This window comes from Thermanaerovibrio acidaminovorans DSM 6589 (assembly GCF_000024905.1).
Taxonomy (GTDB): domain Bacteria; phylum Synergistota; class Synergistia; order Synergistales; family Synergistaceae; genus Thermanaerovibrio; species Thermanaerovibrio acidaminovorans.
In genome coordinates this window covers 16,060-29,149 of record NC_013522.1, presented here as the reverse complement: position 1 = coordinate 29,149, position 13,090 = coordinate 16,060, and the positions used below count along the sequence as shown (strand labels likewise).

Here is a 13,090-nt window from a genome sequence, read left to right as displayed (position 1 = left end):
TCACACCCGGCTCAGCAATCCACCCGGAAAACGGTGTCTATCACGCTCCCGTCCCGGTACTCCACCAGCGCCACCACCCGGCTCCTGTCCTCCTCAACCTCCCGGGGAACTCCGGTCAGCCTCTCCACCTCCTCCTTCAGCTCCCTTATGTCCTTCACGCAAAGGCCCATCCGCCTGGCGGACTCCGCAAGATCCACACAACGGGGGTTCACGCACACTCCCCGCTCGGTCACTATGGCGTCCACCGTCTCCCCCGGGGTCACCACACATCCCACCCGCTCCCGGATCGACGGCACTCCACCCCGGAACGACGGAAGCACCACCACCGACAGCTTCGACCCCGCCGCGGTGTCGCAGTGGCCACCGGATGCACCACGCAACACACCATCATGGCCGGTCAGCACGTTCACGTTGAAATCCACGTCCACCTCCAGCGCCGCAAGAACCACCACGTCCAAATGGTTCACCACGCAACCACGGTTCAGCGGGTTCGCGTACCACGACTGGTCTATCTCCACGTGGTTCCGGTTCCTCAACATGGATCCCGTCACCGACGCGTCGAAGCTCTGAACGTCGTAAAGGACCCGGAAGAGACCCTCCTCCAGCATCTGCGCCATGTAACCCGTCACACCGCCACACCCGAAGCTGCCACGGATACCCTTGGCGCTCATGTGCTCCCTCACGTAGCGGGCCACCGCAAGGCTCGCCCCTCCAGCACCCACCTGAAACGACACCCCGTCCTCCATCAGTCCCGACGCCAGGATCAGCCGAAACGCGTCCCGGGCAATCTTCAGGTCCACAGGGTTGCGGGTTATCCGGGCCGCACCGGTGGCTATCTTCCGGGGATCACCAAGGCTGTCCACCACCAGCACCTGGTCCACCAGATACTGGGGCACCGACACCACACCAAGCGGATCCTCCGAAAGGTCGTCCGTCACCGCCACCACGTGACGGGCGTAGCGGGCGTCCTGCTGGGCGTAACCCAGCGACCCGCACGCGGACCTGCCCAGCATGCCGGTAAAGTTCCCCATCCGGTCGCACTTGGGGGCCCCAAGGAACGCCACGTCTATCCTTATGCTTCCCTCCTCTATCGCCCGGGCCCGGCCGCCGTGGCTGTGGATCACCACCGGAACCTCCAGCTCTCCCCGGCTTATGGCCTTACCAACCTCACCCCTAACGCCGGAGGTGTGGATCATCCTCACCACACCGCGCCGGACGAAACCCGACACCTCCTCGTGGGCGTCGGTCAGCGAGCTGGGCGCCAGCGTAAGATCCCTTATACCAAGCCTCTCGCAGGCCTCCAGCACACGGCACATCACCGCGTCACCGTTCCTCAGATGATGGTGGAACGACACGGTCATGCCGCTCTCCAGCCCGGACCTCCTTATGGCCTCCTCCACGTCATGGGTCACCTTGTCCCTCCGGGCCGGATAGCCCCTCATTGGGGGGCTCACCCGGGGAACCTCCTCTCCCAGGCGGCAGAACGGACCACCATAGGGGATCACGGCACCGAAACCGGGAACCTCAAGGGGCACCGGACGTCCTATGGCGTTCTCCACAAACCTCACAGACCTTCCACCTCCCCCATCTCCCAGAGACGAAGGGTGTTCTCCGCCCGCCTCACCACCGGCGCGTCCACCATCCGGCCGTCCACGGACACAACCCCCTTGCCCTCCGCATGGGCCCTACAGGCGGCATCCACTATCCGGCGGGCCCGCTCCACCTCCGACAACTCCGGCACGAAGGCCCGGTGGATCCACTCTATCTGGCTCGGGTGGATGGCCGCCTTGCCAGTGAAGCCAAGCCCCACCACCCGGCGGGCCTCCTCGTAAAGCCCCTGGTGGTCATCCACGTCAGCCCAAACCGTGTCCAGCGCCTGAAGGCCAAGGCTCCGGGCCGCCAGCGCCACCTGGCTACGGGCCACGAAGAGCTCCCAGCCCTCCCGGGTCTTGCTCACCCCCATGTCCGCCGTCAGGTCCTGACCTCCCAGAGTCAGCGCCTCCACCCGGGGGCTACTGCGACCTATCTCAAGGGCGTTCACCACCCCGCGGGCGGTCTCCAGCATGGCGTGGATCCTCACGCTGCCCACCGGCAACCCATGCTCCTCCTCTATCCGGCCCATGAGGCGGTCCGCCAGGATCACGTCCTCCGGGGAGGAGCACTTGGGGATCCTCACCGCGTGGGGCCTCAAGGGAACCACCGCCCTAAGGTCCTCCTGGAAGAACTCCGTGTCCGCCCCGTTCACCCGAACGGTGACCACCACGGACCCGAAGTCCAGCACCTTGAGCATCTCGCACACCAGGTCCCGGGCCGCGTCCTTCTCCGACAGGGCCACCGCGTCCTCCAGGTCCAGAAGCACGCTGTCCGCCCCGAAGGTGGCGCAGTGCTGCAGCATCCCCGGGCTGTTACCCGGCACGTAAAGCATGGACCTCACGGGCCTCATCCCTCTACACCCCCAACGGCCCTGCTCAGGGCGGTCTTAAGCCGGGCCCTGAGGGTGGGAAGGATGGCCCCCTGGTCCTGGATCTCCACCAGCGCACCGGTTATGCCCATCCGGCATAGCCCCTCCTCCACCAGCGCCCGGGTCCGCTCCGGGTACATCCTGGCGCAGACCCCCTTGAGGCGAACCTCCACTCGGTCCGACGGGTACACGCACACCAGACAGTCCGAGGACTCCAGCGTGCCCGCTCGAGACTCCACAATCAACTCTAACACCCCCCCCAAACAAACGGCGGGGGATCCATCCCCCGCCATCATCCGCCCCGCTAACCTACATCCTCTCGCATATGGCCCTGGCGAAGGCGGAGCAGGAGACCTCCCGGGCCCCCTCCCGCTGGCGGGCCAGGTCGTAGGTTACCACCCCTTCGCTTATGGCCCTCTCCATGCCCCTTATCACCAGCTCCGCCGCCTCCCTCCAGCCCAGGTGCTCCAACATGAGCACCCCGGAGAGGATCAGGGAGCCGGGGTTAACCTTGTCCTGACCGGCGTACTTGGGGGCGGTGCCGTGGGTGGCCTCGAAGAAGGCCACCTGGTCGTTCATGTTGGCCCCCGGGGCCAGACCAAGGCCCCCCACCGCCGCCGCCAGGGCGTCGGACATGTAGTCCCCGTTCAGGTTGGGCATGGCCAAAACGTCGTACTCCGAAGGACGCAGGAGGATCTGCTGGAACATGGCGTCTGCGATCCGGTCCTTTATCACTATCTTACCCTCCGGCACCACGCCCCCGTGGAGCTCCGACACCTCCTGCTCGGTGATGCACACGTGCCCGAACTCCCGCTTGGCCAGCTCGTAGCCCCACTTCATGAAGGCCCCCTCGGTGAACTTCATTATGTTCCCCTTGTGGACCAGGGTTACGGACTTGCGGCGGTTGGCGATGGCGTACTGGATAGCCATCCGGACCAGCCGCTCGGTCCCCGTCCTGGAGATGGGCTTTATGCCTATGCCTGAGTCCACCCGGATCTCCTTCCCCATACCCTTGAGGAACTCTATCACCCGGCGGCACTCATCGGTACCCTCCTCCCACTCTATCCCCGCGTACAGGTCCTCGGTGTTCTCCCGGAAGATCACCATGTCCACGTCCTGGGGACGCTTCAGAGGGGCGGGGACCCCCTCGAACCACCTAACGGGCCTCACGCAGGCGAAGAGATCCAGCTCCTGCCTGAACGCCACGTTCAGGCTCCTGAAGCCGCCTCCAACCGGGGTGGTGAGGGGACCCTTTATGGCCACCCGGAAGTAGCGCACCGCGTTGAAGGAGTCCTCGGGGATCGCGGTGCCGAACATGTCCATGGCCTTCTGACCCGCGTAGATCTCCCACCAGTGGAGCCTCCTCCTGCCCCCGTAGGCCTTCCTCACCGCCTGGTCCAGCACCATCCTCATGGCGGGGGTTATGTCCACCCCGATGCCGTCCCCCTCCACGTAGGGGATCACCGGCTCGTCCGGCACCTGAAGGCGGCCACCATCGAAGAGGATCCTCTCCCCGCTCTCGGGGGCCTTGTAGATCTTGAGCTCCAGTCCCTCAAACCTCATCACACCTGCTCCCTCCCTTTCCTTCGGGGCCAAGGCCCCGCTATGGGATCCGAAGTCACCCCGTCCGCGGCCAACGGATCCGGGCAACCCATGTAGCCCGCGTAGCCCTCATCAAGAGGCAAAACGTGGCGGTAGTTAAAAAAAAGCCCCGGGGTGCGGAAGCGGAGGCGCTACTGCCGTTCGGTACCTTTTGGCCGTCTCCGGAAGGGGAGCAAACTGGGCAAGGGTTTACGTCTTCCGAGAGGGCCGCCCCCGGGGAACCTTTTTCTTTGCTTCGCTTTACCGAATTATCATAATTGCCCTATCGTCGGGCCTTAACGTAGTTGAGCCTGCCGCCGGCCATTATCACATTGAGGTCCTCCTCCCCCACCGGGGTGGTGCAGGGCACCTGGATGCCCTTGGTGACGTCGGTAACCCGGAAGACCGATCCGGCCCGCACCTCATCGGTGGCCAGCTCCAACCGGTCCCCCTGGTCTATCCGGTCGTAGTCCGCCGGATCCTGGAAGACCAGGGGCAGGATACCGAAGTTCACCAGGTTGGCCAGGTGGATCCGGGCGAAGCTCTTCACCAGCACCGCCTTCACCCCCAGGTAGCGGGGGGCCAGGGCAGCGTGCTCCCGGCTGGAACCCTGTCCGTAGTTGGCGCCCCCCACAACGAAGCCACCGCCGGAGGCCAGGGCCCTCTCGGGGAAGGTGCCGTCCACCACCTGGAAAACGTGTTTTGATATGGCCGGGACGTTGCTCCTCAGGGGCAGGACCTTGGCCCCCGCGGGCATTATGTGATCGGTGGTTATATCGTCCCCAACCTTCAGAAGCACCAGGCCGCAGACCATTTCCCCCAGGGGCTCCATGGCGGGCAAGGGCGCTATGTTTGGCCCCCGGCGGATCTGGATCGAAGATCCGTCCTCGGGGGGGAACACGAACCGCCGGTCGTCCACGTGGAACCTCTCGGGCTGGACGAAGACGAAGGGCTTAAGACCCCGGCGCTGGGCGAAGTCCCTTGGATCCGTCAGTCTCCCCTCCACAGCGGAGGCGGCGGCAGTTTCGGGACTAACCAGACAAACCTTACCCGTCTTATGGCCGCAGCGGCCCAGGAAGTTGCGGTTTATGGTCCTCAGGGAGACCCCCTCGGTGGGGGGAGCGAAGCCCATGCCTATGCAGGCCCCACAGCTCACCTCCAGGATCCTGACCCCGGCGGAGAGGATCCTCTCCAGGGCGCCGGAGGCGGCTATGTGGTGCAGCACCTGGCGGCTCCCGGGGGATACGCCCGCGTCCACCTCCGGGTGCGCCGGCCCGTCCCCCAGGATGTGGGCCACCGACTCCAGGTCCCGGAGGGAGGAGTTGGTGCAGGAGCCGAACATGACCTGCTGGATCTCCATCCCCGCCACCTCCCTCACGGGGACCACGTTGTCCGGCTGGTGGGGCAGCGCCACCAGGGGCTCCACTCGGGACAGGTCTATCTCTATCTCCTGGTCGTAGACCCCGTCCGGGTCCGCCTCCAAGGGCACGAAGGCCTCCTCCCTGCCCTGAGCGGCCAGCCAACGGCGGGTAACCTGGTCACTGGGGAAGATGGAGGAGGTGGCCCCCGTCTCGGCCCCCATGTTGGCCATGGTGGCCCGCTCTGGCACCGACAGGGTCTCAACACCGGGACCGCAGTACTCCAGCACCTTGCCAACCCCGCCCTTGACCCCTATGCGGCGCAGCACCTCCAGGATCACGTCCTTGGCGGAGACGAAGGGGCCAAGACGGCCGGTCAGGTGCACCTTTACTATCCTAGGGTAGTTGACGTAGAAGGGCTCCCCCGCCATTGCCAAGGCCACGTCCATGCCCCCCGCTCCGATGGCCAGCATCCCCACCCCGCCGGAGGTGGGGGTGTGAGAGTCGCTGCCCAGGAGAGTCCTGCCCGGAACCGCGAAGCGCTCCACGTGAAGCTGGTGACAGATGCCGTTGCCCGGGGGGGAGAAGACTATCCCGTATTTCTTGGCCACGTCCATCAGGTACCGATGGTCATCCGGGTTCTTGAAATCCTCCTGGATCATGTTGTGATCCACGTAGCTAACCGAGAGCTCCGTCCTCACCCGCTCCACTCCTATGGCCTCGAATTGGAGATACGTCATGGTACCGGTGGCATCCTGGGTGAGGGTCTGGTCAATCCTGATACCTACCCTCTCCCCCCTCTCAGGCCTTCCCTCAACCACGTGAGGGTTCAAGATCTTCTCGGTTAGCGTGAGTCCCACGGTCAACAGCTCCTTTCTTTAGATAGATAAGCAAAGCTACCGCATCAAAAAAAATGGACCTCCGCTTCCGCGAAGATCCAACTATCCGTGCAATGCCACAAGGAGGGTACGAAGGACCCAGCCCACCCTGATGGCGTCACCCCGGTAGAACGTCCGATCTCCGCGGACTTCTCCCGCCGCTGCCCCGGGCCGGTCTCCTGGCTCACCCTCATCCCCTAACGGGCCCCTTCCCAGGGATCCAAATCCCCAGTGGATAACGCTCGCAGAGTCAGGCTTACAGTGGCGGGTCCGCGCCGGACTTTCACCGGCTTCCCGTTCACCCGAAGCAGTTCAAGTTTTTTAAATACCGGGACCCTAGATCCCTTGGGGGGAATTCTCCATGCTCAACGACAATTTGTCAAGCGGAGACTGTAAAATACATATTTTTCAGTAAATTAGCATCCCTCTTCGGCGCTGTCGATGAAAGGGTTGCGGGATTCCAGACCCTTCATCTCATATCGCACTCGGCGCCCATCATTCGCTTTATCCCTAACCTGATCCGCCGTATACGCCCCCTGATGGAGAAGAGTTCCTCGGGCCTCAGCGTCACTCGCCTGGTCTCCCCCGCATCAAGGGATCTAATCAGCTTAGCCATTGTAGGGAAGAAGTTGTACCTCTCGAGAATCAGCTCCCTGCACAGCCGAAGCAACGGAACAGCCTTGGAGTAGGCATCGCTTTGAATGATCTCCCGAATGGCATTCACGGCCCCCTCCGGATCATCTATGTCTATCCGGGCGAAGGAACCCTCAGGGAAGTACTCCTCCAGGTTGGGACAGCCCCAGTAGATTGGGAAAGCCCCCCCCAGGTATGCATCCGCCAGCTTCTCGGACCAATAGTGCGGGCATGACGAGTTTTCCAGCACCACGTGGTACCTGTAGGGCCTAATGGCATCCCTTTTGCAGGAAACCTCCCGGGCCCGGCCCCGGCCGAAGAGATCGAGCCCATCGATTCCAGCCCCCCCAAGGAGCTCCACGAACCGGTTCCTACGGCGGTGACAATCCCGGCTCCGCTTGGCGGAGCATATAACGGAGGCCAAACGTTCCTTACACGAAAATGGATCGTCCGCAACAAGGGAGTCGTAGCTCTCCAGGAACCTGTCGTCTCCCTCTCCGGACACGTTCCTTCCGTAGTGCCACGGAAGACACTGTTGCCCCAGGATCAACCCTCCATGGTCCATGGCATGACACGTGAGAACTCGGGCAAACTGTCTGGTGTACCTTGGGTCGTAGGACTTTATAGCCGGAGGCTCAAAGGTTACCAAAACCACCCTCTCGCCGGGACAGACGGTACTCTGGACCTCTCTAACGCCCTCGAAGACTATCCATCCGCCCGATCCACCTCCTGGTCCACCAGGAACTCGACCCCATCCCAGACTCCGCTACCGGATGGGCTCTGCAACTTCAGAGGCCAATGGGGAAAGGCGGTGCTTACCCTTATCCTCATCCGGCATACCCCCTGGCATCCCGCCAGTTATCCAGGAACCACCTATAGGTGGAGCGAATTCCCTCCTCAAGCCCTATTGAGGGGCTCCAACCCATGGATCTTATCTTGGAAACGTCCAGAAGCTTCCTCGGTGTTCCGTCCGGCTTGCTGGAATCCCAGACAACCCGCCCTCGAAAACCCACCACGTTCCTTACCATATCGGCCAACTCCGCTATGGTAACATCGGTACCGGTCCCAACGTTGATCGGCTCATAGCCTCGATAGTTCTCCAGAAGGAACACGCTCGCACATGCAAGGTCATCCACATGTAGGAACTCCCTGCGGGGGCTCCCGGTTCCCCAGAGGACCACCTGTTCCGCTCCCCTTGCCTTGGCCTCGTGAAACTTGCGGATCATGGCGGGCAAAACGTGGGACGTCTCCAGATGGAAGTTATCACCAGGACCATACAGGTTTGACGGCATGACGGATATATAGGACACGCCATACTGGCGGCTGTAGGCCTCGCACATCTTAAGCCCCGCTATCTTGGCCACCGCATAGGCCTCGTTCGTGGCTTCCAGTGGCCCGCTCAGAAGGTAATCCTCCCGGATCGGCTGCGGACATAGCTTGGGGTATATGCAGGAACTCCCGAGGAACAGAAGCAACCCAACCCCAGCTCCAAAGGCCTCCCGGATAACGTTCACCTCTATGGCCAGATTCTCACCTATGAAATCCGCGGGATATTTGGCGTTGGCCATTATCCCACCCACCTTGGCTGCACATAGGAACACGCAACCGGGACGAACTCGCCGCATGAAGGATCTTACCGCCGCCTGATCCGTAAGATCCAGCTCAGACCTATCAGCGGTTATAACATCCTCTCTGCCCAGAGACGATAGGCGCCTAATAACCGCAGATCCCACAAGACCCCTATGCCCCGCAACGAAAATTGGGCCCGGAACGTCGAAGGCCATCACAACGCCCCCTCCATGGGGGGATGCACGGGATAACCGGACCTGGAGCAAAGCCTCTCCCGCTCGGCTAACATTAGATCGTAAGACACCATCTCATCCACCAGCTCCTCCGGGGTCACGGTGGGTTCCCAGCCCAGCGTCTCACGGGCCTTGGTGTAATCACCCAGGAGCACGTCCACCTCGGTGGGGCGGAAGTATCTTGGATCCACTTCCACCAACACCCGGCCGGTATCGGCGTCGATCCCCTTCTCCTCCACCCCGCTGCCAATCCACTTTAACGATATGCCAACCTTAGAGAACGCCAACTCGGCAAACTCCCTCACGGTGTGACAGCGTCCGGTGGCTATCACGTAGTCCCCCGGCTCGTGGTGTTGAAGCATCATCCACATGGCCCTAACATAGTCCCTGGCATGTCCCCAGTCCCTCCGGGCGTCCAGGTTTCCCAGGTATAGCCTATCATCAAGTCCAAGGGATATCCTAGCGGCCCCGCGGGTTATCTTCCTGGTCACAAAGGTCTCTCCCCTAAGGGGCGACTCGTGGTTGAACAGGATACCGTTGCAACCGAAGATCCCGTAGGCCTCCCGATAGTTTACCGTGATCCAGTAACCGTACAACTTTGCCGCTCCGTAGGGGCTACGGGGGTAGAAAGGGGTGGTCTCTCGCTGGGGCACCTCAGAGGCCCTTCCGTACAGCTCGCTGGTGGAGGCCTGATAGAACCTGCAACTGTCCTCCATCTTTAGGATCCTTATGGCCTCCAGTACCCTCAAAACCCCCAGACCATCTCCGTTTGCGGTGTACTCCGGAGTCTCAAAGGACACCTTGACATGACTCTGGGCCCCCAGGTTGTATATCTCGTGGGGCCTAACCTCCTGGAGGATCCGGATCACGCTTGATGAGTCGGTCAGATCTCCATAGTGAAGAAACAACCTTCGGCCCTCCACGTGAGGGTCCTGGTATAGGTGGTCTATCCGGCCGGTGTTAAAGAGGGACGACCTCCTCTTGAGACCATGGACCTCGTATCCCTTGGACAGAAGAAACTCCGCCAGGTACGCCCCATCCTGTCCCGTTATCCCTGTTATGAGGGCCCTTTTCAATTTATCCGCACTCCCCACATTGCCACTATCCTCTCCCATCGCGAAATCCGCACCGGATTTATTCTTACCCACCAAAGACCTTATGTCCGATCCGAACCACCACCAACCGAAGGGGTCCATCGCCAACGTTTTCGATCCGGCAACTTTCTCCAACGGGTACCCACACCCCATCTCCAGCCAAAACCGTCATCTCCCGGTTACCAATAGTGACCCGGGCTTTGCCCTCGATGACCCCCCAACTTTCGCTGGACTTAGCGTGATGATGTGGATCGATGGCGCCGCCAGGTTTCACCTGGACCTCCGTCACATCGTAACCCACCCCTCGGATCAGGGACCTGCAGGATACCCCATTAACGCATCCGGCCAGGAGTTCGGGCAACTCTCGGCCCCCTAAACTCGCAAGCTTCTCCGCCAACAGACCAACCCGCTGGGACTCATTCCTGGGAGCCACTAAAATGGCGTCTCCACCGTCCACCACCAGCATGTCCCGCAGACCCAGAGCAGCGATGAGCCGCCCCTGGCCCATTATGAGAGACCCCTCACAGTTCAAGGCAACGCAGTCGCCGGATATCACGTTGCCATCTCCGTCCTTCTGAAGCCATTTGTATATGGCGTCCCAGGAACCTATGTCGCTCCAATCTCCATTAAATGGCACCATTGCCCCATCGCTGGACTTCTCAGCCAGGCCCCGGTCTATGGACACGCTCGGGGAGTCGGCAAAGGCGGAGATAAATTCATCGTAGCCACGGGATACCAATCGGTACAGATCCTCCATATGCCGCTCCAATTGATCCATGAGACACCCTAGGGTGAGACAGTACATGCCGGAGTTCCAGTAGTATCGCGGGTCCTCCGCATAGGCCCTGGCGGACTCAACGTCCGGCTTCTCTCGAAAGGACCTAACCAAGAACCCGGGACCAACGGGACCTCCAACCTCTATATAGCCGTAACCGGTCTCGGGACCTGCGGGTCTAACCCCAAAAACCACCCAACGGCCCCTCAAGGCCAGCTCACAGGCCTTATCCACCGCCCCAACGAATTCCCCAGCTGGACCCATGATGTGGTCCGACGGGGCCACCAAAATAACCTCCCCCCGCGGGACACCAAGGTTCAGCAGATATGACGCCCCGAGGGCCACCGCGGATGCGGTGTTGCGGCCCACGGGTTCCAACACCAGGTGAGCCCCCAATGCTCCCACCGATTCCAGCTCCAACATGACCCGATCCCGGTGCTTAGGGTTTGTCACCACCACGAGATCAGAAGGTCTGACTATCCCCATGGCCCTCTCCAAGGTCAAGCCCAAGAGGGAACGCTTCCCATCGAACTCAAGAAACTGTTTGGGCAGCCAGGACCGTGAAAGGGGGAAAAGCCTGGTGCCACCTCCACCGGCAAGTATGACAACCTTCATGGGCAGATCGAACTCCAGGTAACGAGATCCATTGAAACCGGCGTTCTACCGAGATATCCGGTAGAGGACCCCCGCCTCCCGGTCCCAGGCGTAAGCGTTACCCTGTTCGGAGGGTCTTCCCTGATTATCCAGCCTCTCCATGCCATACAGAAGCACCTGGTCCATGGCAACCGACCCGGAGACCGGGTGGGCCATCGGGAAGTAGCCCACCACCCTGAAAGGCTCGGGCCAACCCTCCGGAGGCTCCACACCGTCCCGGCTCATCCTGTCCATCAGCTCCGCCAGTGGCTCAGGACAGATCCTTCCGAATGTCAGGCGAGCCCCGGAGGAGCTGAAGAAGGGCTTCATCAGGATGTAAGCCAGCCACGCACCCTCCGGTTCCGGCAGGGCCTCGTATGCCAGGTAGGCGGTGTAAAGTACCGCGTCCGCCGCCACAAGGGACCTAGGGACCTCCTCCTCCATCAGACCAGAGACGCTGGACCACATGGAGGGATCTCCACCAGGAAACAACCGATCCACCAAGGCAAGCCCAGCCCCTATCCTCTCAACCGGGGATATACCCTGACCATGGACCAGCTGACGCCATAGGGCTAGGTCACTCTTGGAGTGGTAGTGGGACGACAGTATCCTCCCCCGCACCTCCATTCCCAGCCTCTCCCCTTCTTCCTTCTTGCTGACGAACCCGCTGGCACCGGAGGCAATCAACATCGCAACCAACAAAGACAACAGTGAAAGACTAAAAACCCTCGGCATTCGGATCCCCCCTCCAGATTCTATAATTCAAATGATAATGGCATATACACGAAAAGCAAACCAACCGGAGATCAAGCCAAGACGCCCCTGTAGACATCCAAGACCCTTAGGGCCATGGTTTGAACCGACGGTATCCTCCCCGGGTCAAAACGGGCCGACGGGCGTTCCCCCCGGAGGAATCCGGCCAGGGCGAACCTCCAGGCCCATGGGTCCCCGGCTGGAACAAGCTCCGAGGGATCCAAGGCGAGCTCCCTCACCGCCGGCAGGTTTGATGCCATGACAGGGGTTCCAATCTGAACTGCCCTCATCAGGGTCCTACCCATCCCCTCCTCCAGGGAGGGGAAGACGAAGCAGGAACAACGGCTCATCCAATGGTCCACGTCATCCCTGAAGCCGTGGAAGGTTACACGGTTTGAGAGGCCCAACCGGCAAGATAGAGCCTCCATCTGGTGCCTTTGGGGGCCATCGCCCACCACATCAAGCCGCCAATCCCCATCAACACCCCCAAGGGCTTCGAGGAGAACCCCCAACCCCTTGCTTTGGGTTATCCGCCCCACGAAAAGGAAAGACGGAATACCCCCTGGGTCACCGACCCAAGTAACCGACGGCTCTTCCATGCCATTGAAAATCACCGCAGACCTCACAGGCAGCAGTTCTCCTAGGTGCTCGCGCACCGATTCGCTCACACATATAACCCCATCGGCTCTATTAATGGGAAGGAGGGCCACGTTCCTGCGGTAGCAACTGTGCGCGGTTATCACCAAGGGTACCCGGGACATCCTAGAAGCCCACCACCCTATCCAATTGGGGACCCTAGAGTGGGTGTGGATCACGTCCAGCCTGTTGTTGCTTGCAATACGGGCTATCCTAACCGCGGAGTAGAGGGCGGTTGCCGGGTTTTTTAGATGGACCGGCAGGTGGAGCACCTCCACGTCCGGTGACAACCGGTCCTCCAGGGAACCCCCGGCGGAAACCACCCACACCCGATGTCCCATGGTGCAGAGATGATTGGATAGATCCAGCACATGACGTTCAACCCCCCCTTCTACCAACTCCGGAAGGATCATCATTACTTTCATTTATCTATCAAGGCCCCTTCCTAAGGCAGTGAAAACCGATCGGCGGGAGGGCTCGTTAGCC

12 protein-coding genes and 1 riboswitch are annotated in these 13,090 nt (G+C 61.4%); all 12 genes read right to left on the bottom strand.

The window, feature by feature from the left end; translation table 11 throughout:
* Positions 1-11: 11 nt before the first annotated feature.
* Positions 12-1,568 carry a citrate lyase subunit alpha gene (citF, locus tag TACI_RS00120; protein WP_012868780.1) on the bottom strand — a complete coding sequence of 519 codons (1,557 nt, stop codon included), beginning with the start codon at positions 1,566-1,568 and terminating at the stop codon, positions 12-14.
* On the bottom strand, positions 1,565-2,443 hold the full coding sequence (locus TACI_RS00115) for an HpcH/HpaI aldolase/citrate lyase family protein (protein ID WP_012868779.1): 879 nt from the start codon (positions 2,441-2,443) through the stop codon (positions 1,565-1,567). Before TACI_RS00115 ends, citF begins: the two co-directional genes overlap by 4 nt.
* On the bottom strand, positions 2,440-2,700 hold the full coding sequence (locus TACI_RS00110; RefSeq protein ID WP_242601159.1) for a citrate lyase ACP: 261 nt from the start codon (positions 2,698-2,700) through the stop codon (positions 2,440-2,442). The genes TACI_RS00115 and TACI_RS00110 overlap by 4 nt, the downstream gene beginning before the upstream one ends.
* Before the next feature lie 70 nt (positions 2,701-2,770).
* Positions 2,771-4,024: an isocitrate dehydrogenase (NADP(+)) gene (gene icd, locus TACI_RS00105; protein WP_012868777.1), complete on the bottom strand. Its 1,254-nt coding sequence runs from the start codon at positions 4,022-4,024 to the stop codon at positions 2,771-2,773.
* A gap of 301 nt (positions 4,025-4,325) precedes the next feature.
* On the bottom strand, positions 4,326-6,260 hold the full coding sequence (locus tag TACI_RS00100; RefSeq protein ID WP_012868776.1) for an aconitate hydratase: 1,935 nt from the start codon (positions 6,258-6,260) through the stop codon (positions 4,326-4,328).
* Between the two features lie 170 nt (positions 6,261-6,430).
* Positions 6,431-6,632, bottom strand: a riboswitch (cobalamin riboswitch).
* Between the two features lie 115 nt (positions 6,633-6,747).
* A complete protein-coding gene (locus tag TACI_RS00095; protein WP_164925056.1) occupies positions 6,748-7,560 on the bottom strand; it encodes a glycosyltransferase family 10 domain-containing protein in 813 nt (270 codons plus the stop codon).
* Between the two features lie 56 nt (positions 7,561-7,616).
* The gene (locus TACI_RS09360; RefSeq protein ID WP_278007109.1) at positions 7,617-7,742 is read right to left on the bottom strand and encodes a hypothetical protein; all 126 of its coding nucleotides are present in this window, start codon (positions 7,740-7,742) and stop codon (positions 7,617-7,619) included.
* A complete protein-coding gene (locus TACI_RS00090) occupies positions 7,739-8,695 on the bottom strand; it encodes a GDP-L-fucose synthase family protein (protein ID WP_012868775.1) in 957 nt (318 codons plus the stop codon). Before TACI_RS00090 ends, TACI_RS09360 begins: the two co-directional genes overlap by 4 nt.
* On the bottom strand, positions 8,695-9,789 hold the full coding sequence (gene gmd, locus TACI_RS00085) for a GDP-mannose 4,6-dehydratase (RefSeq protein WP_012868774.1): 1,095 nt from the start codon (positions 9,787-9,789) through the stop codon (positions 8,695-8,697). Before gmd ends, TACI_RS00090 begins: the two co-directional genes overlap by 1 nt.
* 64 nt (positions 9,790-9,853) lie before the next feature.
* A complete protein-coding gene (locus TACI_RS00080; RefSeq protein ID WP_012868773.1) occupies positions 9,854-11,197 on the bottom strand; it encodes a sugar phosphate nucleotidyltransferase in 1,344 nt (447 codons plus the stop codon).
* Positions 11,198-11,242: 45 nt separating this feature from the next.
* Positions 11,243-11,923, bottom strand: coding sequence for a hypothetical protein (locus TACI_RS00075; RefSeq protein ID WP_242601114.1), 681 nt, complete (start codon positions 11,921-11,923; stop codon positions 11,243-11,245).
* Positions 11,924-12,021: 98 nt separating this feature from the next.
* Entirely contained in the window at positions 12,022-13,017 is a 996-nt protein-coding gene (locus tag TACI_RS00070; RefSeq protein ID WP_278007123.1) for a glycosyltransferase family 4 protein, read from the bottom strand.
* Positions 13,018-13,090: the final 73 nt, after the last annotated feature.